This window comes from Serratia sp. CY33525, assembly GCF_052169115.1.
Lineage (GTDB): Bacteria > Pseudomonadota > Gammaproteobacteria > Enterobacterales > Enterobacteriaceae > Serratia > Serratia sarumanii.
Map to the genome: position 1 here is coordinate 171246 of NZ_JBJNLK010000006.1, position 25773 is coordinate 197018.

The 25773-nt window shown below is 63.3% G+C and carries 25 protein-coding genes; 9 read left to right on the forward strand and 16 right to left on the reverse strand.

Going from position 1 to position 25773, the window contains the following annotated elements; translation table 11 throughout:
- The first annotated feature begins 37 nt into the window (after nucleotides 1-37).
- On the forward strand, nucleotides 38-589 hold the full coding sequence (locus tag ACJ8IM_RS16485) for an isochorismatase family protein (RefSeq protein ID WP_033653973.1): 552 nt from the start codon (nucleotides 38-40) through the stop codon (nucleotides 587-589).
- A gap of 2 nt (nucleotides 590-591) precedes the next feature.
- A complete protein-coding gene (locus tag ACJ8IM_RS16490; protein ID WP_033653972.1) occupies nucleotides 592-1515 on the forward strand; it encodes a GlxA family transcriptional regulator in 924 nt (307 codons plus the stop codon).
- Here the strand turns inward: ACJ8IM_RS16490 and ACJ8IM_RS16495 are convergent.
- Nucleotides 1510-2502 (reverse strand): acyltransferase, encoded by a 993-nt coding sequence (locus tag ACJ8IM_RS16495; RefSeq protein WP_033653971.1) that lies wholly within the window; start codon nucleotides 2500-2502, stop codon nucleotides 1510-1512. The genes ACJ8IM_RS16490 and ACJ8IM_RS16495 overlap by 6 nt on opposite strands.
- Nucleotides 2503-2719: 217 nt before the next feature.
- On the opposite strand from ACJ8IM_RS16495, the gene ACJ8IM_RS16500 reads away from it, so the two are divergent.
- Nucleotides 2720-3967: an MFS transporter gene (locus tag ACJ8IM_RS16500; protein ID WP_033638635.1), complete on the forward strand. Its 1248-nt coding sequence runs from the start codon at nucleotides 2720-2722 to the stop codon at nucleotides 3965-3967.
- Nucleotides 3968-4020: 53 nt separating this feature from the next.
- Here the strand turns inward: ACJ8IM_RS16500 and ACJ8IM_RS16505 are convergent, their stop codons facing one another.
- Nucleotides 4021-4647 (reverse strand): LysE family translocator, encoded by a 627-nt coding sequence (locus tag ACJ8IM_RS16505; protein WP_033653970.1) that lies wholly within the window; start codon nucleotides 4645-4647, stop codon nucleotides 4021-4023.
- A 121-nt stretch (nucleotides 4648-4768) separates the two neighbouring features.
- On the opposite strand from ACJ8IM_RS16505, the gene ACJ8IM_RS16510 reads away from it, so the two are divergent.
- Nucleotides 4769-5680 carry a LysR family transcriptional regulator gene (locus ACJ8IM_RS16510; protein WP_033653969.1) on the forward strand — a complete coding sequence of 304 codons (912 nt, stop codon included), beginning with the start codon at nucleotides 4769-4771 and terminating at the stop codon, nucleotides 5678-5680.
- A gap of 11 nt (nucleotides 5681-5691) precedes the next feature.
- On the opposite strand, the gene ACJ8IM_RS16515 is transcribed toward ACJ8IM_RS16510, so the two are convergent.
- From ACJ8IM_RS16515 to fdnG, 10 genes are all read right to left on the reverse strand, one after another.
- Nucleotides 5692-5967: a type II toxin-antitoxin system RelE/ParE family toxin gene (locus ACJ8IM_RS16515; protein WP_033636570.1), complete on the reverse strand. Its 276-nt coding sequence runs from the start codon at nucleotides 5965-5967 to the stop codon at nucleotides 5692-5694.
- Nucleotides 5967-6227: a CopG family ribbon-helix-helix protein gene (locus tag ACJ8IM_RS16520; protein ID WP_033649526.1), complete on the reverse strand. Its 261-nt coding sequence runs from the start codon at nucleotides 6225-6227 to the stop codon at nucleotides 5967-5969. The genes ACJ8IM_RS16515 and ACJ8IM_RS16520 overlap by 1 nt, the downstream gene beginning before the upstream one ends.
- Before the next feature lie 82 nt (nucleotides 6228-6309).
- Nucleotides 6310-8151, reverse strand: coding sequence for a selenocysteine-specific translation elongation factor (selB, locus tag ACJ8IM_RS16525; protein WP_033653968.1), 1842 nt, complete (start codon nucleotides 8149-8151; stop codon nucleotides 6310-6312).
- Nucleotides 8148-9542 (reverse strand): L-seryl-tRNA(Sec) selenium transferase, encoded by a 1395-nt coding sequence (gene selA / locus ACJ8IM_RS16530; RefSeq protein WP_033649528.1) that lies wholly within the window; start codon nucleotides 9540-9542, stop codon nucleotides 8148-8150. The genes selB and selA overlap by 4 nt, the downstream gene beginning before the upstream one ends.
- Before the next feature lie 69 nt (nucleotides 9543-9611).
- Nucleotides 9612-10217: a glutathione S-transferase gene (locus tag ACJ8IM_RS16535; protein WP_033636563.1), complete on the reverse strand. Its 606-nt coding sequence runs from the start codon at nucleotides 10215-10217 to the stop codon at nucleotides 9612-9614.
- Between the two features lie 40 nt (nucleotides 10218-10257).
- Nucleotides 10258-10908, reverse strand: coding sequence for a DcrB-related protein (locus ACJ8IM_RS16540; RefSeq protein ID WP_033653967.1), 651 nt, complete (start codon nucleotides 10906-10908; stop codon nucleotides 10258-10260).
- A 114-nt stretch (nucleotides 10909-11022) separates the two neighbouring features.
- Nucleotides 11023-11952, reverse strand: coding sequence for a formate dehydrogenase accessory protein FdhE (gene fdhE, locus ACJ8IM_RS16545; RefSeq protein WP_033649531.1), 930 nt, complete (start codon nucleotides 11950-11952; stop codon nucleotides 11023-11025).
- The gene (gene fdoI, locus ACJ8IM_RS16550) at nucleotides 11952-12587 is read right to left on the reverse strand and encodes a formate dehydrogenase cytochrome b556 subunit (RefSeq protein WP_004934017.1); all 636 of its coding nucleotides are present in this window, start codon (nucleotides 12585-12587) and stop codon (nucleotides 11952-11954) included. Before fdoI ends, fdhE begins: the two co-directional genes overlap by 1 nt.
- Complete coding sequence (gene fdxH, locus ACJ8IM_RS16555) at nucleotides 12584-13486, reverse strand: formate dehydrogenase subunit beta (RefSeq protein WP_033649532.1); 903 nt, start codon at nucleotides 13484-13486, stop codon at nucleotides 12584-12586. Before fdxH ends, fdoI begins: the two co-directional genes overlap by 4 nt.
- Nucleotides 13487-13498: 12 nt before the next feature.
- Complete coding sequence (fdnG, locus tag ACJ8IM_RS16560; RefSeq protein ID WP_094887892.1) at nucleotides 13499-16546, reverse strand: formate dehydrogenase-N subunit alpha; 3048 nt, start codon at nucleotides 16544-16546, stop codon at nucleotides 13499-13501.
- Between the two features lie 415 nt (nucleotides 16547-16961).
- Between fdnG and sodA the strand changes: the two genes are divergently transcribed.
- The 4 genes from sodA to ACJ8IM_RS16580 all read left to right on the forward strand — a co-directional run bounded on the left by sodA (nucleotide 16962) and on the right by ACJ8IM_RS16580 (nucleotide 21289).
- Entirely contained in the window at nucleotides 16962-17582 is a 621-nt protein-coding gene (sodA, locus tag ACJ8IM_RS16565; RefSeq protein ID WP_004934003.1) for a superoxide dismutase [Mn], read from the forward strand.
- A 126-nt stretch (nucleotides 17583-17708) separates the two neighbouring features.
- Nucleotides 17709-19637, forward strand: coding sequence for a methyl-accepting chemotaxis protein (locus ACJ8IM_RS16570; RefSeq protein ID WP_033653966.1), 1929 nt, complete (start codon nucleotides 17709-17711; stop codon nucleotides 19635-19637).
- 99 nt (nucleotides 19638-19736) lie between these two features.
- Nucleotides 19737-20408 (forward strand): 6-hydroxyaminopurine reductase, encoded by a 672-nt coding sequence (gene yiiM / locus ACJ8IM_RS16575; protein WP_033649535.1) that lies wholly within the window; start codon nucleotides 19737-19739, stop codon nucleotides 20406-20408.
- A 101-nt stretch (nucleotides 20409-20509) separates the two neighbouring features.
- A complete protein-coding gene (locus tag ACJ8IM_RS16580) occupies nucleotides 20510-21289 on the forward strand; it encodes a class I SAM-dependent methyltransferase (protein ID WP_033653965.1) in 780 nt (259 codons plus the stop codon).
- Nucleotides 21290-21300: 11 nt separating this feature from the next.
- On the opposite strand, the gene ACJ8IM_RS16585 is transcribed toward ACJ8IM_RS16580, so the two are convergent.
- Together ACJ8IM_RS16585 and ACJ8IM_RS16590 are read right to left on the reverse strand one after the other, a co-directional pair.
- Nucleotides 21301-21663, reverse strand: a complete 363-nt coding sequence (locus ACJ8IM_RS16585) for a YibL family ribosome-associated protein (RefSeq protein ID WP_004933989.1) — start codon at nucleotides 21661-21663, stop codon at nucleotides 21301-21303.
- Nucleotides 21664-21736: 73 nt separating this feature from the next.
- Nucleotides 21737-23203, reverse strand: a complete 1467-nt coding sequence (locus tag ACJ8IM_RS16590; protein ID WP_033636555.1) for an aminotransferase-like domain-containing protein — start codon at nucleotides 23201-23203, stop codon at nucleotides 21737-21739.
- A 142-nt stretch (nucleotides 23204-23345) separates the two neighbouring features.
- Here ACJ8IM_RS16590 and ACJ8IM_RS16595 point away from each other — a divergent pair, with 142 nt between their 5' ends.
- On the forward strand, nucleotides 23346-23954 hold the full coding sequence (locus tag ACJ8IM_RS16595) for a LysE family translocator (protein ID WP_033649537.1): 609 nt from the start codon (nucleotides 23346-23348) through the stop codon (nucleotides 23952-23954).
- On the opposite strand, the gene ACJ8IM_RS16600 is transcribed toward ACJ8IM_RS16595, so the two are convergent.
- Entirely contained in the window at nucleotides 23951-24505 is a 555-nt protein-coding gene (locus ACJ8IM_RS16600; protein ID WP_033638634.1) for an MltR family transcriptional regulator, read from the reverse strand. The genes ACJ8IM_RS16595 and ACJ8IM_RS16600 overlap by 4 nt on opposite strands.
- A gap of 91 nt (nucleotides 24506-24596) precedes the next feature.
- Nucleotides 24597-25742, reverse strand: a complete 1146-nt coding sequence (gene mtlD, locus ACJ8IM_RS16605) for a mannitol-1-phosphate 5-dehydrogenase (RefSeq protein WP_033653964.1) — start codon at nucleotides 25740-25742, stop codon at nucleotides 24597-24599.
- Nucleotides 25743-25773 lie beyond the last annotated feature (31 nt).

Below are 25773 nucleotides of genomic sequence, written 5' to 3' on the forward strand. Positions count from 1 at the left end.
CAAGATGGTCGCTACACATACTGGCGGAGGGCCGAAAATGTCACAGAGCGCGTTATTGATCATCGATGTCCAGCAATCATTCCAGCACCGTCCATTCTGGCAGGAGGACGATCTGCCGGCGTTTCAGCAGGCGCTGACGCGCCTGATCGTGGGCTGCCAACAACGCGGCGCAGCGCTGGTCGATGTGCTGCACGTTTCGCCGCAGGGGCCGTTCTCGCTGGCTTCGGGCCATGTGCAGCGCCTGCCGTTCCTCACCCACCAGGCGGATATCACCGTGCATAAGCACGTACACAATGCGCTGACCGAATCCGGCCTCGACGCCTGGTTGCGCGAGCGGGATATCAACCACCTGATCGTCTCCGGCATCCGTACCGAGCAGTGCTGCGAAACCACCACCCGGGTAGCGTCCGATCTCGGTTATCGGGTGACCTTCGTCACCGAGGCGACGCTGACTTTCCCGATGCGTCATCCCGACGGTGAAACCTTTACCCCCGCGCAGCTGAAGCGGCATACTGAAACCGTACTGGTCGATCGTTTCGCCCGCATCGCCAGCGTGGATGAGGCGCTGGCGCAACTCGCACAGGAGTAACCATGTCGCAGGCCGTCTATTTTCTGCTGTTGCCCAACGTGCTGTCGCTGGACGTCAGCGGCCCGGCGGAAACCCTGCGCCTCGCCGGGCAGTTCAGCCTGCGTTATCTCAGCCCGGCGCCGCAGATCGTCTGCTCCATCGGCATGACGCTGAGCGGCCTGCAGCCGTTGCCCGAACGCCTGGAAGACGGCGCCATTCTGGTGCTGCCGGGCGTCGGCGATTCGCAGCGCTATTTCGCCGGGGAAGAGGCCGAGCAGGCGCGACGCTGGCTGGCGACGCTGCGGCCCGATCTGCAGCGGCAGCGCATCACCCTTGTGTGCATCTGTTCCGGCGCGCTGCTGGCGGCGCAGGCCGGGCTGCTCGACGGCTATCAGTGCACCACCCACCACGACGTCATCGAGCGTATCCGCCGGCAGGCGCCGGCGGCGCAGGTGAAAGAGAACCGTATCTTCGTCGAAGATCGCGGCATCTACACCAGCGCGGGCATCACCACCGGCATCGATTTGGCGCTGCACCTGGTCCACCGCCACTGCGGCTCCGGCCGGGCGCGCGACGTCGCACGCGACATGGTGGTCTATTTCCGCCGCGCCGGGGACGATCCGCAGCTGTCGCCCTGGCTGCGCTATCGCAACCACCTGCACCCGGCGGTACACCGCGCGCAGGACGTGATGGCCGCCGAGCCGGAGGCCGACTGGTCAGTGCCGCAGGTGGCGGAAAAAGCGCACGTCAGCAGCCGCCACCTGGCGCGGCTGTTTCGCAACCACGTCGGCATCAGCGTGCGGGAGTATCATGAGCAGCTGCGGTTGGCGGTGGCGCAACAGCGCCTGCAGCAAGGGTATGGGTTGGAGAAGGCCGCGCTGGCGGCCGGCTTTTCTTCCGGGCGGCAGCTGCGCCGCGCCCAGCAGCGCCAGCGCTCGCCGCTATGACACCAGCCGGCGGGTATCCAGCCGCTGCAGGCCGACAGACAGCAGCAGGCTGAGCCCCAGCGCCACGCCGAACACCCAGAAGATATCCAGCAGCGGGTGGCCGGTGAAATCCAGGTGCCGGCTGCGCATCACGTTGACGATAAGGGCGTGAAAACCGTAGATCGCCAGCGAATGGCGGGAGAACGCGCTCAGCCAGCCGATCGGCTGCGGCAGACAGTGTTTCACCCACACCAGCAGCGCCACCGCCGCCATAAACACCAGAGGGCCGCTGTAGATGTAGTAGGTATCGGCGAAGTTGCCGTTGATGAACAGCTGGTGTTTGGTGCCGCGCGCGATCAGCGCCACGCACAGCGCAAATCCCAGCGCCGCCAACCAGCCCACGGCGCGCCCGCGCGCCTCCATCATGCCAATCGCCCGCCCGGCCAACGCATACAGCAGGTAGTAGAAGGTATCGCCGTAGATATACAGGTTAACCGGCAGCAGGTGCGCATTGCCGAAGGTCAGCTTGTCGGTATTCGGGTTGGCGATCGCCGCCAACACCACCAGCGCAGCGGCCAGGTAACGGCGCGACACCGGCTTGACGCTGATCAGCGGCGACAGCAGGTAAATCACCGTAATGGCGTAGAAAAACCACAGATGGTAGAACACCGGCTTTTGCAAAATGCCGCGCAGCGACGGCCAGAAACCGATCTTGGTAAAGGCCGCGATATAGATCAGCGCGATGGCGCTGTAGAACAGAATGCAGCAGGCGATACGGGTGAAATGCCGCCGGCCGGTGCTCTTTTCACCGAAGAACAGGTAGCCGGAAATCATGAAGAACAGCGGCACCGACACGCGCGACAGCGAGTTCAGTGCGTTGGCGATATCCCAGTTGTGCAGCCCTATCGCCGCGCCGTTGGTGACGTAATAGGTGGTGGCGTGGATCATCACCACCATCATGCACGCTATCGCCCGCAGGTTGTCTATCCAGCCGATTTTCTCGCTCAAACGCTCGCCCGATCTTGTGTCATATTGATATGTTAAGAAGAGGTTATCGGGCACGGCGTTCGGCGACAACCCAAAAGCGAAATATCAGAATGCACTTAAACAACACCTTATGATTGCGAAGGTGAACAATTGGCGGCAAAATAGCCGCCACAACTCGCTCAGTTTGCGCTTCCCGCCCTGGCAGTTCCTTTTTCTCTTTTACTATCAGTACAATAATATGAAAACGACATTACCACCTGCGGCACGTTTGGGCCGACAGGCGCTTTTATTCCCTCTTTGTCTGGTGCTGTTCGAGTTCGCCACTTATATCGGCAACGATATGATTCAGCCGGGCATGCTGGCCGTCGTGGCGGATTTCAACGCCGGCGAAGAGTGGGTGCCCACCTCGATGACCGCCTATCTGGCCGGCGGCATCTTCCTGCAGTGGCTGCTCGGGCCGCTGTCGGATCGCCGCGGCCGCCGCCCGGTGATGCTGGCCGGAGTGGCGTTCTTTATCGTCTCCTGCCTGGCGATCCTGTTGGTCACCACCATCGAGCAGTTCATCGCCATGCGTTTCCTGCAGGGCATCGGCCTGTGCTTTATCGGCGCGGTCGGCTACGCCACCATCCAGGAGTCGTTTGAAGAATCGGTGTGCATCAAGATCACCGCGCTGATGGCCAACGTGGCGCTGATCGCCCCGCTGCTCGGGCCGCTGGCCGGCGCGGCGCTGATCCACGTCGCGCCGTGGCAGAGCATGTTCGTGCTGTTCGCCGCGCTGGCGGCCATCGCCTTCTACGGCCTGTGGAAAGCGATGCCGGAAACCGCCACGCTGCAGGGCGAGGCGTTTTCCGCCGCCAACCTGTGGCGCGACTACCGTCAGGTGCTGGGCAACCGCCGCTTCCTGTGCGGCGCTTTGGCGATCGGTTTCGCCAGCCTGCCGCTGCTGGCCTGGATCGCCCAGTCACCGGTGATCCTGATCAGCGGTGAGTCGCTGTCGACGCTGGATTACGGCCTGCTGCAAATCCCGGTGTTCGGCGCGCTGATCCTCGGCAACCTGACGCTGGCACGCCTGACCGGCAAAAACAGCGTGGAGCGCCTGATCAAGCTGGGCGCGGGCCCGATGCTGCTGGGGCTGCTGATCGCCGCGCTGGCGACCCAGTTCTCCAGCCATGCCTACCTGTGGATGACCGCCGGCCTGAGCCTGTACGCCTTCGGCATTGGCCTGGCCAACGCCGGCCTGTACCGCCTGACGCTGTTCTCCAGCACTGTCAGCAAAGGCACCGTGTCGGCCACCATGGGCATGCTAAGCATGATGGTGTTCACCGTCGGCATCGAGCTGGCCAAGGTCGCCTACGTCTGGGGCGGCAGCGGGCTGTTCAACCTGTTCAACCTCATCAGCGGCCTGTGCTGGCTGACGCTGGTGGCGCTGTTTATCGGCAAACGCCGCAACGGCGACCCCACGCCGCAGCCGACCGGCGCGGCTTAAACGCCACGATAAACGCCGGTCCGGTTTCCCGACCGGCGTTTTTTTATGCGGCTTCAGCCGAGCAGACCCCACAGCGCATACCCCGCCCCCATCACCGCCACCCCCAACAGCAGCAACGCCGACAGGACAGAGATCGCCCGCCGCGCGCGCTGCAGCGCCGTTCCCGACAGCAGGGTGATATAGGCCAGCAAGATGGCGAAGTCCGCCAGCACCCACAGTGCAGTCAACAGCGTCAGGCTGGCGCCGATCGAGGGGGTGACGGCGATAAACTGCGGGAAAAAAGCGACGAAGAAGATAATGTCTTTGGGGTTGGCGATGCCCACCAGAAAACCGGTCAGGATCGCCGAGCGTTTTTGCGGCGGCGCAACGGGCTGCGCATCCGGGGTTCGCGCGGATAAATCCTCATACAGCGAGACGATCGCCATACGGCCGATAAACAGGCAACCCAGCAGGCCTATCCACTGCAGCAAGCGCATATCCACCGCGAACAGCCCGGTGATAATCAGCGCGGCGATGCCGATCAGCAACAAGGAGGCCCCGTTGCTGCCCAGCGCAGTCAACAGCGCGCGCCGGGCACCAAAGCGCGCCGCGGTGTTGGCCACCATCGCCACCACCGGCCCCGGCGTGGCGATCAGCAAGAAAATGGCGGCGAAATACGCCGCCAGCAACGACAGGTTCATCTTTATTTCACTCACATTCAGTCAGTTGGCGTCGCGCCATTATCCTGCCGCCGCCCCCGCCTTGAAAAAGGAGTAATCCTGTCGTTTACTGTGAATCAGACTCATTATTAGAGACGCCGCGATGGCCAGTTCCCTTCCGCCGCTTTACGCCCTGCGCGCCTTCGAAAGCGCCGCCCGCACCGGCTCGTTCACGCTGGCCGCCGAGGAGCTGCATCTCACCCCGAGCGCCGTCAGCAAGCACATCAAAACGCTGGAGCAGCACTTCGGCTGTCGACTGTTCCAGCGCAACGGCCCGCGCATCGAGGTCACGCCGCAGGGGAAAATCTTCGCCGCCGAGCTGCAGCAAGGGTTTGGCCGCATCGAGCAAGCGTGCGAGCTGTTCAGAAGCCACCGCGATCTGCTGCGGCTGAAGGCGCCCTCCACGCTGACCCTGCGCTGGCTGCTGGACTGCCTGAGCCGGTTCCGGCAAACGGCGCAGGCGTTCGAGGTGCAGGCAGCCAGCGTCTGGATGGACATCGACAGCGTGGATTTTTTCAGCGAACCCTACGACTGCGCCATCCTGCTCGGCAACGGCCACTTCGGCGCCAACACCGCCGCCGCCAAGCTGTTCGACGAATGGCTGATCCCGATTTGCGCCCCTGCACTGCTCGCCGACGGGCAGCGCGATCTCGCCGCCTGTCCGCTGATCCACCCTTCGCCCGATCGGCGCGACTGGCGGCGCTGGCTGCAAAAAAGCGGCATCGCGGCCCCGATCGATCTCACGCGCGGCCAGGTATTTGATTCGCTGGAACAGGGCAACACGGCGGCCATCGCCGGGCACGGCGTCTCGATCGGCGATCTGGCGCTGAGCCTGCGGACGATTGAGGAGGGGTTATTGGCGCTGCCCTGTGACGCCGCCGTGCATACCGGCGACGGTTACTATCTGGTTTGGCCGGAAGAATCGGCGAAGCGGCCGCTGATCGAACGCTTACAGGCGTTTCTGACCGCCCAGACGCCCGACGTCAGCCGGGCCGCCGTCAGATTTATCGGGTAGGGGAATTCGGCCTATCGCTCTTCGCGGGTATGCCAAATACGCAGAACATAAATCGTTGCCGGCTGCACCTGGTAACGTATCTCATAACGGCCGACCAGAATACGCCTCACTTCCTGCGGTAAAAACTCGTCCAGTCTTTCACCCAGGCGAGGATTATCAAGCAACGCTTTAGGCGCGGCGACCAAGGCCTTCACCGAATTCGCTGCCGCAGTACGGTTAGCCAAGGCAAGAAACTCAAACAAACGCGCCAAATCCGATAGCGCCTTACTCGTCCATTTTAACTCCATCAGCGCGGTACCGGCAGCGGATCGTCACTGTCCAGGCTGGCAGCCCAGGCTTCTACCGATTCATGATCGATAACGTTTTGCTGTTCGACATCGGCCAGCGCCGCCAGCGTTAACCGACGGCGCTCTTCCTCTTGCTCGAGCCAGGCGGTGAGGGCTTGCTTCACTATCCATCCCCGTGAGCGTTCAAGTTTGGCGGCCATTTCATCCACCTTTTCAGCCAAAGGCAGCGGGACATGAGCGGTGATGACTTTCGTATTCATCGTCTTGCTCCTCAGTACAATCAATATCAATCAAAGTGATTAAAGCTGATTATACCGCCATCAGAGAACAAAAAACACGCAATCAGTTGCCAAACAACCCGCCGTCGCGCAGCAGATGCTCGTTACCCTTGCGGCGGGTAAAGCCGCTGCGATCGAAGAACTCCAGCACCTGGATCGCCAGCTTGCGCCCGACGCCGAGCCGATCGCGGAAGTCGGCGGCGTTGGCGCCGCCCCGCTCCGCATCCAGCTCGCGGATCAGCGCCGCGAACTGCTCGATGCGTCGGCTGAGGTAATAGCGATCCACCACCACCGCCGTCACATGGCCCAGCTGGGCCGCCTTGCGCAGCAGCGCCCGTACCCGGCTCTCTTCCTCACCCAACTCGCTCGCCAGATCGCGCACCCACCACGGCTCGTCGCCGAACAGCGGTTCGATGCGCGCCCACAGCGGCGCCTCTTCGGCGCTGAACGCCAGACCGTGTTCCGGCAGGTGCAGCCAGCCGCGCGTATTGCGCAGCGCGCCGGCCTTCAGCAGCCGATCGATCATCATAAACACCAGCGTTTCCGGCTGCTGGGGCAGGGCCATGCGCCGCAGACGGGCGCGCCCTAACCCCAACTGATCGGCGTGCTGTTGGTGGTACTCCGCCAGCACCTGCAGCAGCCGACTTTCCGCCTGTTGCACCTGCTCCTGCGCCAGCGCCCGGTCACCGACGATCAGCAGATCGCGGTTCGCCAGCAGTGCCGCCAGGCCGTCGTCGGTCAACTGACGCGCCCAGGCGAACGCCGTCAGAGACAGCGCGCCGTGCGGCAGCTCAAGCGTCAGCGCCTGCGCATCGTCCTGCGCGTTCGCCAGGGCCTGCAGCCATACCAGGTAGTCCGGCTGGCGCTTGCCGCGCTTGGGCGCGCTCAGCCTGAGCACCCGGGCCGCGCCCAGCGTTTGCCGTGCGCCGATATCGCGCAGCACCAGCCGATCGTTCTCCGCCAGCCACAGCGGGCGATCGAGGATCAGTTCCGCCAGCCCGTCGTTCAGCAGCGAAATGCGCCCGGTGATGTGGCTGGCGGCATGGTGCAGGTGCAGCGGCTGCCAATGGCGGATCGGCCGATCCGCTTCCAGCGCCACCAGAATGCGTTCCGCCGCCTCCGGCGGACGCTGCGCCAGCAGCCAGTCGCCGCGCGCGACACGGTCTTTATCGACATCGCCGCTGATGTTCAACGCGATGCGTTGCCCGGCCTGGGCCTGTTCCACGGCCTGATTTTGGGCGTGCAGGCCGCGCACCCGCACCGGCGCGTCGGCGCCGGTCAGCCACAGCGTATCTCCCACCTGCACCCGGCCGCCGAGCGCGGTGCCGGTCACCACCAGCCCCGCCCCTTTGACGCTGAACGCACGGTCTACCGCCAGGCGAAAACGGCGCGTCAGCGCGTGCTCGCCGGAGGGCAGCGCCAGCAAATGCGCGCGCAGCGCCTCGATACCCTCTCCCGCCGCCGCCGCAGTAACAAACAGCGGTGCATCGGGCCAGCCCTGGCGCGCCAGTTCGTCGCGCACCTGGCGGCGTACCTCGCCGACACGCGCCGCGTCCACCCGGTCGGCCTTGGTCAGCGCCACCGTCAGCGCCGGGCGCCCGCTCAGGCGCAGGATCGCCAGATGCTCGCGGGTTTGCGCCATCACGCCGTCGTCGCAGGCCACCACCAGCAACGCATGGTCGATGCCGCCGACGCCCGCCAGCATGTTGGCGAGGAATTTCTCGTGGCCGGGCACGTCGATAAAGCCCAGCACCCGGCCGTCCGGCTGCGGCCAGTAGGCGTAACCCAGATCGATGGTCATGCCGCGGCGCTTCTCTTCCGGCAGGCGATCCGCGTTGATCCCGGAGATCGCCTGCAGCAGGGTGGTTTTGCCATGATCGACATGGCCGGCGGTGGCGATGATCATGAGGCGCTCAGCGCATCGATCAGCGCCCCTTCCTGTTCCAGACAGCGCAGATCCAGCCACAGCCGGCCGTCACCGAGGCGGCCAATCACCGGCTGCGGCAGGCGGCGCCAGCGTTCGGCCAACGCTTCCAGCGTGGCGCCGCGGCCGTCGCGCGGCGTGAAGGTCAGCGCATAGCTGGGCAGGCGATCCACCGGCAGCGAACCGCTGCCAATTTGCGACCAGCACGGTTCGGCGCGCAGCTCGAAATCGGCGGTGAACCGCGGTGCCAGCGCCGCCAGCAGCCGTTCGGCCGCCTGTTGCATCTCCTGCTGCGGGCGGGTCAGCAGCCGCAGCGTCGGCAGCTGCTCAGCCAGTTTTTCCGGCTGCAGATAGAGCCGCAGCGTGGCCTCCAGGGCCGCCAGCGTCAGCTTGCCGACGCGCAGCGCGCGCTTGAGCGGGTGCTGCTGCAGGCGGGCGATCAGCGCCTTTTTGCCGACGATGATCCCGGCCTGCGGGCCGCCCAGCAGCTTATCGCCGGAGAACGTCACCAAGTCGACGCCGGCGGCCAGCAGCCGCTGCGGCATCGGTTCGGCGGGCAGGCCGTACTGCGCCATGTCGATCAACGAGCCGCTGCCCAGATCGGTGGCGGTCGGCACGCCCTGTTCGGCTCCGAGCTGCGCCAGTTCGGCCTCGTCGACCGCCGCGGTAAAGCCCTGAATGCTGTAGTTGCTGGTGTGCACTTTCATCAACAGGCCGGTCTGCTCGTTGATGGCCTGGCGGTAATCTTTCAGATGGGTGCGGTTGGTGGTGCCGACCTCCACCAGTTGGCAGCCGGCCTGGCGCATCACGTCGGGTATGCGGAATGCGCCGCCGATCTCCACCAGCTCGCCGCGCGACACCACCACCTCTTTGCCGGGGGCGATCGCCGCCAGCATCAGCAGCACCGCCGCCGCGTTGTTATTGACGATGCAGGCGTCCTCCGCGCCGGTCAGCCGGCACAGCAGATCCGCCACCGCCCGATCGCGATGGCCGCGCCCGGCGCCGTCGAGATCGTACTCCAGCGTCACCGCCTCCCCCATCACCGCGCTCACCGCCTCCTTCACCGGCTGCGCCAGCAGGGCGCGCCCGAGGTTGGTGTGCAGCACGGTGCCGCTGAGGTTGAACACCGGCAGCAAAGCCGGGCGTTGCTGCCGGGCCAGCTCGGCCCGCAGCGCCTGCGGCCAGTCGCCGCACCAGGCGGGTAAACGTTGCTGTTGCCCGATCGCGTCGCGCGCCTGGGCCTGCAGCCGGCGCAGCAGTTCGCCGATCAGCGTCTGGCCATGCTGCGCCACCAGCGGTTCAATCGCGGGTTCACGCAGCAGGCGGTCGATGGCGGGCAGTTGGCTGTAAAGAAGGTGGGATTCAGTGCTCATGGTCGCTCGGTTTTCAATTTAGACGTATCGGCATAGCAAAACCCCGCCGCGGCGGGGAGAAAAGAACGTTCAGGGCGGCGCGGTGCGGGCGAAGCTTTCACGGGCGAACAGGCGTTCGGCCAGCTTGACCAGCGCCGGGCGCCCGACGCACCAGTTGGGCAGGATGCGGCGGAAATTGAGGTAGCCCAGCGCGCAGCCGGTGGCGATATCCGCCAGCGTCAGCCGCTCGGCATTGAGCCACGTTTTGTCCCGCGCCAGCGCCTCCAGCGCATCCAACCCGTGCGTCAGTTTGTCACGCTGGCGCAGCATCCAGTTTTCGTCCTGTTTTTCCGGCGCGCGCCGGCTTTCGCGAAACAGGGTCGCCGCCGCTTCGGTCACGCCATCCGCCAGCGCCGCCACCTGGCGGACGCGCAGCGCGGCGGCGCGTTCGGCCGGCAAAAACGCCGGCTCCACCGTCAGCAGTTCGAGGTATTCGGCCACCACCGGCGAATCGTAAAACACCTCGCCGTCATCGGCGATCAGCACCGGTACCTTGCCGAGCGGGTTAAGCTCCTTCACCCGGCTGCCGGGCTCATACGGCGGATCGTTGACGAATTCGAACGCGATCCCTTTTTCCAGCAGCATCACGGAAATCTTGCGCACAAAGGGGCTGGTGTAACTGCCGATAAGCTTCATCCGGTCTCCTCCGCTTCGTCCTGGCCGCGGCGCGGCGCCCTTACTTCACCGCCAGGGTATCGATAATCCGCTGCACCAGCGCCTGATGCACTTCCGGCGTTTTGGCCGGCGACAGCATTTGCAGCGTCACCACCCGTTTGTTGAACACCGTCAACACCAGCGTGGAGACCACCTTTTGCCCGTTGACGGTCTGCTCGGTATCCACCCGGCGAAACTTCTGTTTGCCGACGCTGAAGTTCTCTTCTTTGGTGGTCTGGATATTCTGATAGCGCTCGGCCAGCACCGTGATGGCGCTCTGCGCCAGCTCTTTCAGCATTTTGTCGCTGGTGTTGAGCTTCATGCCGTCCGGCGGGATCACTTCGGAAGAGACCGCGCTCTGGCGCGACTTGCCGTCGAGAAAGCGCTGAATGGTGGAGGTGCTGTCGTTGATGATGCCGCTGTTCAGCGTTTGATCGCTAAAGCCCGGCGGCAGCTCGAAGGTGATTTTGCCCTTCTGCAGCGACACGTTCAGCCCCGGCGGCGCGGGCGGGGTTTCTATCGGCGCAGGCGGCGGCGGTGGCGCGGGCTGCGTCACGGTCGGCTTGGTGTCCGGTGGCGGCACCGCCGGTTTGGTGTCGTCTTTGTTGTCGCAGGCCGCCAGTCCGATCGCCAGCACGGCGACCGCGGTCAGTTTTGCCAGGGTGTTTAACATCGTGGTTCCTTTCGCTTGGCGCGTTATGGCCTAAACGTAGCAACTCGTCCGGGCGAATGCCAGAAGCCCGTGCTGAAATTGCTGGTCCGGCCCCGCGCGAACGGGGCCGGGCGGTTACTCCGCCGGGAACAGGAACGGATTGATGCTGCTGCGGCCGAAGCCTTCTTCTTCCATGCGGGCGTCCAGCACCAGCGAAGCCAGATCGTCGGCCACCGCTTCGACCTGCGGGTCTTTTTCCTGATACAGGATCTTCAGGTAAGTGCCGCAGTCGCCGCAGCTTTCCGCCTTCACCGCCGCCTGCTCGCTGTCCAGCGACCAGTAGTTGAGATCGCGGGTCTGCTCGCAGTTGCTGCACTTCACCCGCACCACGTGCCATTCGCTTTCGCACAGGTTGCAGTGCAGGTAGCGCAGGCCGTTGACGGTGCCGATGTGCACCATACTGGAGACCGGGATGCTGCCGCACACCGGGCAGAACTGGCGCTGCTCGCCGTATTCGGCGCGCGCCTTGCCGGGGATCAGGCTGGCCATCTGCGCCCAATAGAGCGACAGCGCGGCCCAGAGGAACGGCGCCTTCTCACTGCCTACCTTGCCGAACTCGCGGTTGAGCAAGGCGTCGGCCATCAGCTCCAGCTCATGCGCCGAGGCTTTCTCCAGGTTGTCCAGCACCGCCAGGATATGCTCCGGCGCCTGCGGGCGCAGCTCGGCGATCAGCGACGCCAGCAGCTTGCGCCAGTGCTCGCTGCGCGGGAACACGCTCAGATCGAGCGGCGGTTTGCCGCTGGCGGCACCCTGCGCCAGCGCTTCGCTCAGATCGAGCTGCAGCGGATTATCGTGCAGCGCATGCTGCTGCGCCTGCGCCAGCTCGGCGGCGAAGTTCAGGTAATCGCCCAGCGGATTGTCGACAGCCAGCTGACGCAGGCGATCGGCGCGGCGGCTGTACAGGCTTTTCAGGTTGGCGAAAAGTAACGGCGGGATGTTCTCCGCCGTTGAGGACTTCTCACGCTGTGCCCCTAACTGCTCTTTAGGAACGATGCGGATACTCATCAGGGTTTATCTTCCTGTCGTTTCTCGCGGACCTCGCGGTACCAGCGCGGATGATGTTTCTTGGCCCAGGCCGCCGGCACCCAGCCTTCCACCATCGCGGTAATGGTGCCTTTTACCCACAATGCGGCGTAAATGTGCACCATAATCACGATAATCAGGCCGACCGCGGCCAGCGAATGCACCAGCAGCGCGATGCGGATCAGCGGGATGGAGAACGACGGCGCAAAATACGGCCGCCAGATCACCACGCCGCTGGCCAGCAGCAGCACCAGGCTGATAATCGCCGCCCAGAACACGCACTTCTGGCCGAAATTATAGCGCCCGGTGTCACCCACTTCCTCGTTCATGGCGATTTTGTGGATGTTCTTGGCCCAGACGATATCTTCCCGGTTGATCAGGTTATGCTTCCAGTAGCGCAGGAACATCAGCAGGAACGCGGCAAACATGATCACCCCGACAAACGGGTGCAGAATGCGCGCCAGCTGCGGCGTCCCGAAGATGTTCATCAGCCAGTTGAAGGAGGGGAAGAAGAACCCCAGCCCGCTGATGGCGGCGAACACAAAGCAGAACGCCACGATCCAGTGGTTGATGCGCTCCGGTGCGCTGTAACGCTGAATGGGCTTTTCCTTTCTCATTTGCGCGTCTCCTCGTCGTGCGACTCGTCGTGCTCGTCCTCATCGTCGACGCGGTTAGGCCCGACGCCGACATAGTGGAACACGCTGGCCGCGAAGGTGGCGGCAAAGCCGATGGCCGCCAGGGGTTTCCACACGCCCTTCCAGAAGGTCACCGCCGGGCTGATGCTCGGGTTGTCCGGCAAACCGTGGTACAGCTGCGGTTTGTCGGCGTGGTGCAGCACGTACATCACGTGCGTGCCGCCCACCCCCGCCGGATCGTACAGACCGGCGTTCTGGTAGCCGCGGGTGTTCAGCTCGCTGACGCGATCCGCCGCCACCTGCTTCATCGCTTCCTTGGTGCCGAAGTGAATGGCGCCGGTCGGGCAGGTTTTCACGCAGGCCGGTTCCTGGCCGACGTCCACGCGGTCGACACACAGGGTGCACTTGTACACCCGGTTGTCGTCCTTGTTCATGCGCGGCACGTCGAACGGGCAGCCGGCGATGCAGTAGCCGCAGCCGATGCAGTGCTCGGACTGGAAGTCGACGATGCCGTTGGCGTACTGAATGATCGCGCCTTCCGACGGGCAGGCCTTCAGGCAGCCCGGATCGGCGCAGTGCATGCAGCCATCCTTGCGGATCAGCCATTCCAGCTTGCCGTTTTCCTCCACCTCGGAGAAGCGCATCACCGTCCACGACTTGGCGGTCAGATCGGCGGGGTTATCGTACACCCCGACGTTGTGCCCCACTTCGTCGCGGATGTCGTTCCATTCGGAACAGGCCACCTGACAGGCCTTGCAGCCGATACAGGTGGTGACATCGATCAGTTTGGCCACTTCTTCCTGGTGGTCACGGGCGCGCGGCGCCGGCGTGAAACCATTGGTGGCGGATTTACGAATGATGTCTTGAGATTGCATGGCCATAATTCGTCTCCGTTACACCTTTTCCACGTTGACCAGGAACGCCTTGAACTCTGGCGTTTGCGTATTGGCGTCGCCGACGAACGGCGTCAGCGTGTTGGCGATAAAGCCTTTCTTCGCCACCCCTTCGTAACCCCAGTGGATCGGGATGCCGATGGTGTCGACTTCCTGGCCGTGCACCTGCAGCGTGCGAATACGCTTGGTCACCACCGCCTTGGCCTTGATGTAGCCGCGGTTGGAGCTGACCTTCACGGTATCGCCGTGCTTGATGCCTTTTTTCTCCGCCAGCTTCTCGCCGATCTCCACAAACTGCTCAGGCTGCGCGATGGCGTTCAGCAACGCGTGCTTGGTCCAGTAGTGGAAGTGCTCGGTCAGACGATAGGTGGTACCGACGTACGGGAACTTGTCGGATTTGCCCATCGCCGCCAGATCGTCCTTGAACACGCGCGCCGCCGGGTTGGACACCACGTTCGGGTGCAGCGGGTTGGTGCCGAGCGGCGTTTCGAACGGCTCGTAGTGTTCAGGGAACGGCCCTTCCGCCATCTTGTCGGTGGCGAACAGGCGGCCCATGCCTTCCGGCTGCATGATGAACGGCCCGACGTCGCTGCCCGGCGCGGCGGTGCTGTAGTCCGGGATATCGGCCCCGACCCACTTGGCGCCGTCCCACTCCAGCAGCTGGCGTTTCGGATCCCACGGTTTACCCTGCGGATCCGCCGAGGCGCGGTTATACAGGATGCGGCGGTTGAGCGGCCATGCCCAGGCCCAGCCCAGCGTATTGCCGAGGCCGGACGGATCGGCGTTGTCGCGCCGCGCCATCTGGTTGCCGGCCGGCGTCCAGCTGCCGGCGAAGATCCAGCAGCCGCTGGCGGTGGTGCCGTCGTCGCGCAGCTGCGCGAACGAGCTGAGCAGCTCGCCTTTTTTCACCAGCACCTTGCCGTCGGCATCCAGCAGATCCGCCAGCGCCTTGCCGTTGTTTTCCTGCGCCACCTCTTCCGGCGCCGGGTTGTCCGGCGTCAGGTAGTCCCAGGTCATGTTCAGCACCTGTTCCGGCACCGCACCGCCGTCGCGCGCATACATCTCGCGCAGGCGGCTGAAGATGCCCGCCAGGATCTCGCCGTCGTTCAGCGCTTCGCCCGGGGCGTCCGCGCCTTTCCAGTGCCACTGCAGCCAGCGGCCGGAGTTGACGATCGAGCCGTTCTCTTCGGCGAAGCAGGTGGACGGCAGGCGGAACACTTCGGTCTGGATCTGCGCAGGATCCACCTCGTTGAACTCGCCGTGGTTCTGCCAGAAGTTGGAGGTCTCGGTGTTCAACGGATCGATGGTCACCAGGAACTTCAGCTTGGACAGCGAAGCCACCACCTTGTTTTTGTTCGGGAACGACGCCACCGGGTTAAAGCCCTGGCAGAAGTAGCCGTTGACCTTGCCCTGCGCCATCATCTCGAAGTACTGCAGCACGTCGTAGCCTTTGTCCCACTTCGGCAACCAGTCAAAGCCCCAGCTGTTGTCCTTCTGCGCCTTGTCGCCGTAGAAGGTCTTCATCATGCTGACGAAGAATTTCGGGTAGTTGCCCCAGTAGTTAACCTGGCCCGGCAGCAGCGCCTTCGGCGTGTTGGCCTTCAGGTAGGTGTCGAGATCGGTCTGTTTCTCCGACGGCAGCGTCAGGTAGCCCGGCAGGCTCTGCGACAGCAGGCCGAGATCGGTCAGACCCTGAATGTTGGAGTGGCCGCGCAGCGCGTTGACGCCGCCGCCCGCCATGCCCATGTTGCCGAGCAGCAGCTGGATCATCGCCATGGTGCGTATGTTCTGCGCGCCGACCGAGTGCTGAGTCCAGCCCAGGGCGTACAGGAACGAAGCGGTTTTATCCGCGACGCAGGTTTCGGCGATGTATTCGCACACCTTGAGGAAATCATCCTTCGGCGTGCCGCAGATGTTGGTCACCACGTCAGGCGTGTAGCGGCTCACGTGCTGTTTCAGCATGTTCCACACGCAGCGCGGATCCTGCAGCGTGACGTCGCGCTTGGCGAAGCCGTTCTCGTCGAACTGGTAGTTCCAGGTGGTTTTGTCGTACTTGCGGTTTTCCGCGTCGTAGCCGCTGAACAAGCCGTCTTCGAAGGCAAAATCTTCCCGCACCAGCAGGCTGGCGTTGGTGTAGGCCTCGACGTACTCGCGGTTGAACTTGTTGTTGGTCATCAGATACAGCAACACGCCCGACAGGAAAGCGATGTCGGTCCCGGAGCGGATCGGCGTGTAGAAGTCCGCCACCGATGCGGTTCGGGTAAAGCGCGGATCGATCACGATCAGCTTGGCATTGTTGTGTATTTTGGCTTCCATCGCCCAGCGGAACCCCACCGGATGCGCTTCCGCCGCATTACCGCCCATGACGATAATCAAATTCGCGTTCTTGATATCAACCCAGTGGTTGGTCATCGCACCGCGACCAAATGTTGGAGCAAGACTTGCTACCGTTGGTCCGTGTCAGACACGCGCCTGGTTGTCTACGGCAAGCATGCCGAGAGCGCGACTAAATTTTTGCGACAGAAAACCGGTTTCGTTGCTGGCGGCCGAGGCGCACAGCATGCCGGTGGTCAGCCAACGGTTGACGGTAACGCCCTGATCGTTGGTTTTGATGAAGTTGGCGTCGCGGTCTTCTTTCACCAGCTTGGCGATGCGGGTAAAGGCGTCGTCCCAGCTGATGCGTTGCCATTTGTCCGATCCTGGCGCCCGGTATTCCGGGTACTTGAGGCGGCTTTCGCTGTGGATGAAGTCAACCAGGCCGGCGCCTTTCGGGCAAAGCGCGCCGCGGTTTACCGGATGATCCGGATCCCCTTCGATATGGAAAATGCTTTCTTTGGCGTTTTTGGCGCCATCACCAAGGCTGTACATCAACAGCCCACAGCCGACGGAACAATACGTACAGGTATTACGGGTCTCGCGGGCGCGCAGCAGTTTGTACTGCCGGGTTTCCGCCAACGCCACTTCGGGGGCAAAGCCCAGCGCGGCCACCGTCGTTCCTGCCATACCGCCAGCGCAGATCTTAAAGAACTGCCTTCTGCTGACCTGCATGGGGGTCTCCTTTACTCTCGATTGTCACATTGTTCAAAGGCGCCTGCCCGCTAGCGCGGCAAACGCGAATGTCACTGTTGTTATGCTTGCTACGAACGCCGGCCATATTACCACAGCGTGCTTGTGGTTGTTACACACTCGTGCTCATTCAGTGAACGCTTTGGCACATTTCGATACATTTCGGCGTTGGCGCTCCCTACAGTATAGAGAGTAACCCGCGCGCCGGGGCGACGGCTTCACGCAGCCATCCGCCCCTTCTTCTATCAGTAGGTTAGCGCAGCGATTTGATCGTTAACCACACAGTTCACAGGGCATTGATAATCATTTTCAATATCATTTAATTAACTATAATGATCCGACTGCTTACGCGGTGCTCACGCTTTGCGCCGCCCATACACCACTGGAGATGATGATTATGAGTTATTCACTGCCATCCCTGCCGTACGCTTACGACGCACTGGAACCGCATTTCGACAAGCAGACGATGGAAATCCATCACACCAAACACCATCAGACCTACGTCAACAACGCCAACACCGTGCTGGAAGCCTACCCTGAGCTGGCCAAATACAGCGTTGAAGAGCTGATCCAGGATCTGGATAAAGTGCCTGCCGACAAACGCACCTTCATGCGCAACAACGCCGGCGGCCACGCCAACCACAGCTTCTTCTGGAAAAACCTGAAAACCGGCACCACGCTGGGCGGCGATCTGAAAGCGGCCATCGAGCGCGATTTCGGCAGCGTTGAGAAATTCCAGGAAGAGTTCGAGAAAGCCGCTGCCACCCGCTTCGGTTCCGGTTGGGCCTGGCTGGTGCTGAAAGACGGCAAACTGGCCGTGGTGTCTACCGCTAACCAGGACAGCCCGCTGATGGGCGAAGCGGTCGCCGGCGCTTCCGGTTTCCCAATCATCGGCCTGGACGTGTGGGAACACGCTTACTACCTGAAATATCAGAACAAACGTCCTGACTACATCAAGGCGTTCTGGAACGTGGTCAACTGGGATGAAGCCGCCGCACGCTTCGCCGCGAAGAAGTAATTCGCCCCCGTTGATGAAGATGCCCGCCACCGGCGGGTATTTTTTTGCCTGAAATCCGCTAAAGTTTGACCACGTCTTGCCGATGGTTTGTTCAATTGACGTTCGCCCGGAGAAGGAAAAAACGCTATGGCGGCATTGCAAGCATTGGCAGGAAAGTTCACTCATCTCACCGTAGGTAAAAAGCTCGGTCTCGGCTTCGCACTGTTGCTGCTGTTGGCGGTCATCATCGCCGGCACCGGGGCGCAATATCTGCATATCATCGAATCACGCGCCGATCGCATCGACTTCAGCAACCGGCTGAACGAAGAGATCAACCAGGCCAAATACAACCGCGCCATGTACGGCCAGACCTACCGGCCGGAGTATATTCAGAACAACCGCGCCAATATTGAAAACGCCGTCAAACTGATAGACCACGGGCAGGCGCTGGACTGGGACGCCCAAAGCCGCAAGGATCTGCAGCGTCTGGTGACGCTGATCGGGGAATATCAGCAGCAGCAAAAAGAGTTTGAACAGGCGGTCACGGCGAAAGACGCGGTGCGCCAGAGCTGGAACATGTCGGAAGTGCAGGCCAGCCTGAGCCAGGTGGAGCGCCAGCTGACCAACGGCGATCTGCAGTTGGCCTTCATCCAGCTGAACCAGAAGCTGACCCAGGTGCGCTACGGCGCGCGCGGCCTGCTGCTGAGCCTGAACAAGGAAACCGAAGCCCCGCTGATGGCGGCCATCGACGATGCGCGCGACGCGGCCAGTGCCTTGAGCCGCCGGGTCAGCGACGCGCAGCGCCCGCAGCTGCAACCGCTGCTGGCCGCGCTGGACGATTACAAAAACCGCATCGCGGCCTACCTGCCAGCCTATGAGCACGAACAGCAAATCAGCCGGCGGCTCGGCGAACGCGCGCAGGCGATCGGCATGCTGGTGAACGCCTTTATGCAGGACGAGCTGGCGCAGACCCACAATGATATCAATCTGGCGCAGCTGCAAATGGGCATCACCACGCTGATCGCCATCATCGCCGGGGTGCTTATCGCCTGGCGCATCACCCTGCAGATCACCCGTCCGCTGCACAGCACGCTGGCCATGGCGGAACGCATCGCCGGCGGCGACCTGCGCCAGGCGCAGACCAGCACCCGGCGCGACGAGCTGGGGCAGCTGCTGAACGCGGTGGCGGCGATGAGCCAAAACCTGCGCACCATGATTGAGAAGATCCAGATGGGGGTCAGCCAGGTCTCCACCGCCTCGGCGGAAATTGCCGCCGGCAACACCGACCTCTCCTCACGCACCGAACAGCAGGCGGCGGCGGTCGAGGAAACCGCCGCCAGCATGGAACAGCTGACCGCCACGGTGAAACAGAACGCCGACAACGCCCATCACGCCAATCAGCTGGCCACCGACGCCTCGCAGACCGCGCAGCAGGGCGGCAAGCTGGTGGAAAACGTGGTCAGCACCATGCGCGATATTTCCAGCAGTTCGCAGCGCATCGCCGAAATTACCACCCTGATCAACGGTATTGCCTTCCAAACCAATATCCTGGCGCTCAACGCCGCGGTGGAAGCGGCGCGCGCCGGCGAACAGGGCCGCGGCTTCTCGGTGGTCGCCAGCGAAGTGCGCAGCCTGGCGAGCCGCAGCGCCCAGGCGGCCAAGGAGATCGAAGGGCTGATCGCCGAATCGGTCAGCCGGGTGAAAACCGGCACCGAGCTGGTGGAAAGCACCGGCAACACCATGGAACAGATCGTCCGCTCGGTCACCCACGTGCGCGACATCATGGCTGAAATCGCCGCCGCTTCCGATGAGCAGACGCGCGGCATCGCCCAGATTGGCCAGGCGATCGTCGAGATGGACCACACCACCCAGCAAAACGCCGCGCTGGTGGAAGAGTCCGCCGCCGCCGCCGATTCGCTGGAAGAACAGGCCGACATGCTGCTGCAGAGCGTCTCGGTGTTCCGTTTGGCGGAGCAGAACGAACCCGCCGCCGTGAAAGCCGCCGCGCCGAAAGCGCCGGCGGTAAAACCCGCAGCCGCCAACGCCGCAGCGGAAGAGAACTGGACCACCTTCTGACGCCCCGCCGCCCGCCCGAGGATTTTCGGGCGGGTTGTTATGTCCCCCCGGCGCAACTCAGGCTATGCTGAGCCTTCGACGCGAGACACGGAGGCGCACATGCATCACCCAGACGTTTACATCGGCAGCATCCAACCCTATGAAGGCGGGCGCCCCAGCGCCATCGCCAAACGCCAGGTGGATGGCGCCATCCGGCTCACGCCGCTCGGCCTGGAAGGCGACGAGCAGGCGGAAAAAAGCTACCACGGCGGGCCGGACCGCGCGCTGTGCCACTACCCGCGCGAGCATTACGCCCACTGGCGCGCGCAGTTTCCGGCGCAGGCCGAGCAATTTTGCGCCCCGGCCTTCGGCGAGAATATCTCCACCGAAGGGCTGACCGAACACAATGTGTTTATGGGCGACATTTTCCGCTGGGGCGAGGCGCTGATCCAGGTCACCCAGCCGCGCTCGCCGTGCTTCAAGCTCAATTATCACTTCGCCATCGAGGACATTTCGGTGCTGATGCAGCAAAGCGGCCGCTGCGGCTGGCTGTATCGGGTGGTGTCGCCGGGCGCGGTCAGCGGCGATCGTCCGCTGGCGCTGGCGGCGCGCAACAGCGACGTGTCGGTGGCCGAAGCCATCGCCATCGCCTGGCATATGCCGTTCGACGCGGAACAGTATCGCCGCCTGTTGGCGGTCGCCGGCCTCTCCGCCAGCTGGAGCAAGACCATGCTCACGCGGCTTGCCGAAGGGCACCTTGAGGACTTCAACCGCCGCCTGCTCGGCCGTTGAAAGCGCGGGCGGAAAAGATGAAAAACGTGCGCCGAATGCCGCGTTAACCCTGTTCTTCCGCCTATACTGTAGCCGCGTGTTTTTCAGCCAGGAGCCAGGTAATGACCACCCCGACCCATTCGATTCATCACGCCGCCGCCGAGGGCTATCAGGCCAATGCCGATCGCTATGTGAAGGGCCGGCCGGATTATCCGCCGGAAATCGCCGCCTGGCTGCGCGAGACTATCGGCCTGCACGCCGGCATGACGGTCATCGATCTCGGCGCCGGCACCGGCAAGTTCACCCCGCGCCTGCTGGAAACCGGCGCTCAGGCGATCGCCGTCGAACCGGTGCCGCAAATGCTGGAAAAACTGTCGGCGGCGCTGCCGCAGGTGAAAACGCTGGCGGGCACCGCCGAGGCGATCCCGTTGCCGGACGAGTCGGTCGATGCGGTAGTGTGCGCCCAATCCTTCCACTGGTTCGCCACGCCGCAGGCGCTGGCGGAGATCCGGCGCATTCTCAAACCCGGCGGCAAACTCGGTCTGGTGTGGAACATGCGCGATGCGCGCGTCGGCTGGGTGCGTAAACTGAATCAGATCGTCGATCGCCACGAAGGCGATGCGCCGCGTTTCTATACCGGCGAATGGCGCAAGTTCTTCCCGTTCAAAGGCTTTGAACCGCTGCAGGAGCAGGTCTTTATGTTGAGCCACCGCGGCGCGGTGGAGGACGTGATCTACAACCGGGTGCGTTCAACCAGCTTTATCGCCGCGCTGCCGCAGCCGCAACAGGAGCAGGTTATCGATCAATTGCGCCAGCTGGTGGCGGAAGAAGAGGAGCTACGGGGCCAGGACACGGTCACCGTGCCCTATCAGACCAAGGCGTATTTCACCACCAAGGTCTGACGCCCGGGGATTCAGAACGCTTTCTTGGCGTAACCGGTGACCGCTTTCAGGCCCATCTCGCGGCCCAGCGCGGTCATCGGATGCACCACGATCAACCCGCGCGCGCTTTTCTTCAGCGCGCCCATGTCGGCCTGCTCTTTCTTGGTGATTTCGCGGCTGAACGGCAGCTTGCTCAGCTTCTGCGCTTCGGCGCTCAGCTTCTCGCCGCGCACGTTTTTCAGGCGCTCGATCTCCGTCGCCAGCTTCTCTTTCTCTTTGGTGTGCTGCGCAATCAACTCAGGGTTGCCCTGTTGGATCACGGTGGCGTCTTTGTGGTTCAAGGCGTCCAGCAGGTCGCTCAGGCGCTTGATCTCTGCCTTTTCTTTCTCTTTCATGGTCTCTGGCCCGTTGTGCCCAAAATGGCACGCTAATCAATGATACCGGCATTGTAGCAAAAGGCGCGCGCCGTTACCCGTCCTGCGCAATGCCGGGCGGCAGGCCGCTCATCTCGCAGGCTCTGGCGCCGAGCCGGGCCAACGCCTGGGTGTAGCGCGCGTTGAACGGGTAGCAACAGGAGAGCCGCAGCGCGTTGCGGTAGCGCCCGCTGGGGGAATACAGGGTGCCCGGCGTCAAACAGATCTGCTCTTCCAGCAGTTGGTGGAACAGCGCTACGCTGTCCACGTTGGGGGGGAACTCGACCCAAAACACGAAGCCGCCCGCCGGCTGCGTGGCCAGCGTGCCGCGCGGGAAATGCCGGGCGATCAGCGCCCGCGCCTCGTCTACCTGCGCCGCATAGCGCTTGCGCAGGTTGCGCAAATGGTGATCGTAACCGCCGCTCTCCAGGAAGGTCGCCAGCGTTTCCGACAGCAGTTGCGACTCGGACATCGACGACACCGCCTTCAGCTTGCGCAACGCCTCGTGAAAGCGGCCGCCGCAGATCCAGCCGACGCGAAAATCCGGCGCCAGCGTTTTGGTGAAGCTGGAGCAAAACAGCACCCAGCCGTCGCGATCGAACGCCTTCACCGCCGGCGACAGCGCGCCGCCGAACTGGATCTCGGCATACAGCCCGTCTTCAATCAACGGCACCTGATGATCGTTCATCAGCCGCGCCAGCCGCTTTTTCGCCGCCAGCGGCATGGTGCAGCCCAGCGGGTTTTGCACCGTCGGCATGGCGATCACCGCGTTCAGCCGTTTCTCGTTCAATAGCAGCTCCAGCGCGTCCAGCGACAGTCCCAGCTGCGGATCGGTGGGGATTTCCAGCGCTTTCAGCCCCAGGCTGGCCAGCAGCGGCAGCAGGTAGAAGTAGGTCGGTGACTCCAGCCCGACGCAGTCGCCCGGTTTGGTGGTGACGCGCAGCGCCAGCTGCAACGCCTCCATGCAGCCGTGGGTCAGCACCACGTCGCCCGGCTCCAGCAGCATGCCCAGCGTCATCGAACGGCGGGCGATCTGCTGACGCAGCCGCAGGCTGCCGGGCGGCAACGAATACTGTCCGATCAGATCCGGTTGACGGCGCAGCTGAGAGGACAGCATGCGCCCCAGCTTGCCGCCGGGATAAAAATCGCTGGTCTGCGGGCAGGCCAGCGCAATGTTGGTGAAGGCCGGATTCTGCTGGGCGGCGAACACGGTATCGATCAGCGCCAGTACGTCGTCCGCCGGCGGTTCGATGCGGCCGCTGGGCGCCGAGGCCATCTTCAGCGCCGGCAGCGTGCTGCGGACATAAAACCCCGATTGTGGCCGCGCTTCGATCAGCCCGCGATCCTCCAGCGTGCGGTAAGCCGACACCACGGTATTAATGCTGACGCGATGGGTTTGCGCACAGCGCCGCACCGAAGGCAAGCGGTCGCCGGGCAGCAGCGTGCCGCGGCGAATGGCCTCGGCCAGCGTATCCGCCAGCTGCAGGTAACGGGTATCCGGGGTTTCATCGAGCAGGGTCACAGTTTCTCTCCAGGCAATGGGTACAGTTTACATTTTGCACAACTGTAACCATGACAATATCCAATTTGTGGTTCTGTCACCACCCCATTGCAGCGATTATGCTGATCCTCTCGTTATTACCGTCATTTTCAAGGAACCTGCCATGCTGGACTCCGCCTTTGTCAGCTACGTCACCGTCATGTCGATTACCCCCGGCCCCAACAACCTGCTGCTGGCCTCGTCGGGCGTCAACTTCGGCCTGCGCCGCACCCTGCCGATGCTGTTCGGCATCGGCGCCGGCTGCGCGGTGCAGTTGGCTATCATTATCCCGCTGCTGGCGCTGGCGCTGAGCTGGGCCGGCGTCATCCGCTTCCCGCTGGCGGTGATCGGCTGCGCCTACCTGCTGTGGCTGTCATGGAAACTGTTCAAGGCGGCCTCGCCGGACGCCAAAGAGCAGGTGAGGCCAATGAGTTTCCTCAACGGCGCGCTGTTTCAGGCGGTCAACCCCAAGGCCTGGCTGATGGTGATCAACGTGGCGATCCTGTTCACCCCGCGCGAAGGCGCCACCTTCTTCCATACGCTGAGCGTCATCGCAGGTTTCGTCGTGCTGAATTTACCCTGTGTGCTGCTGTGGGCGGTGCTGGGCGACCGGTTGCGCAACGCGCTCCAGGTCGCCTGGAAGCTGCGCGCGTTTAACGGCGTCATGTCCGGCCTGATGGCCGCCACCGCGCTGTGGTTGCTGTTCGACGAGTGGCGCGCGGCCTTTGCTTAGCCGCGGCCGAGAGGAGAGAGTCGGGAAGGTTGTTTGGCGCCGATGCCGGCGATCAGATCGGTAATGGACAGCACCATGGTAGAGCGCACCATCTGCTGATAGCGCTGACGCTGCATGGCGATCAGCGCTTCATCCGCTTCGCCCGGCTGCAGGAAGGTCGGCGCCGGCGGCAGCGCGGCCACGCAGTGCAGCTCGCCGAACGGCCCGAGGATTTCGTCGTCGACAAAGCGGTATTCCGCACCGTCGTGATTCAGCTCTTCGCGCATCGCCATCAGCAGCTCGGCGTCTTCATATTCGTGGCGGGAGATCACCCCCAGCCCATACATCAGCTTCAGGCGCACCGACAGCTCCCCCAGCGGGCCGCTGCCGGACAATAGCGGTTCGACGGCATATTTCACCGCATAGTCGTCCTTGCGGAATACCTGCACCACCAGCACGTTGAGCGCTTCCGCCAGCAGCTCTACCGCCGCGATCAGGAAACTGCGCACCGTTTTGCCCGCGTTCAGCTTTTCCAGAACCTGATTTTCAAATGCCTGTGCTTCTTCCATCATCGCTTTTCGAAAGGCGTGGGGAGGGCCGTCGATGTCGAACTCGGATTGCAGGAGCGCAGCAAGCTGCGCTCGGGTGTTCATCATCACGATTCTACTTGTGCATGGCGTTATACACAGCAACGGCCTCTTCTACAACCTCGCTTTCCGCCGGCAGGCCGGAAATTTGCGCCAGCGCGGCTTTCGGCCCGAGCGTGTTCAGCAATTCCGCCAACTCCTGCGCCTGCGGATCCTGTTCGCTGCGGTAGCTCATGGCGGCGGCGATGCCCTGGATCAGGTTGGCGTGCGGCAGGCCGTATTCCAGCGTGCCCAGCAGCGGTTTGATCAGGCGATCGCCGGCGCTCAGTTTGCGCAGCGGCTGGCGCCCCACGCGCTCGACGTCGTCGTGCAGATACGGGTTTTCGAAGCGGCCGAGGATTTTGTTGATGTAGGCGGCGTGCTTGTCGGCGTCGAAGCCGTAGCGCTTGATCAGCACCGCACCGCTCTCTTCCATCGCTCCTTTCACCACGCGGCGGATCGCCGGGTCGAGAATGGCGTCGCGAATGGTTTGCAGCCCGGCCCGTTGGCCAAGGTAGGCGGTGATGGCGTGGCCGGTATTGAGGGTGAACAACTTGCGCTCGACGAACGCCATCAGGTTATCGGTCAGCTCCATGCCGGCGATCGCCGGAGGCTGGCCCTTGAACTGGGTCTGATCGACGATCCATTCGCTGAAGGTTTCCACCGTCACTTCCAGCGGATCGCTGCTGTCCGCCGGCGGCACGATGCGGTCGACCGCCGAATCGACGAAGCCAACGTGCTGCTCAACCCATGCCTGCTCGTCCTGCGGCAGCGCGGCGAGCACATGCTGCTTCAGCTGGCTGGTGCCGCGCACCATATTCTCGCAGGCGATGATGTTCAGCGGCTGCTCATTGCCCTGCTGATGACGCAACACCAGCCCTTTGGCGATCGTGCCGGCGATTTTGCCGAGAATTTGCGGGCCAACGGCAGTGGTCACCAGATCCGCCTCGGCGATCAGCGCCACCGCCGCCTCGCTGCCGCTGTTGACGGCGCTGACGTTGTTGACGCTCTCCACGCGTTCTTGCTCGCCCACCACGTGCACCTGATAACTTTTACGGCTGTTCAACAGATCCAGCACCGTTTGATTGACGTCGGCGAAGGTCAGCTCAACCCCGGCGTCCGCCAGCAGCTTGCCGATAAAACCGCGGCCGATGTTCCCTGCGCCAAAATGTAATGCTTTCATAACTCTACCTTCTTAATGTCGAAGGGTGCAG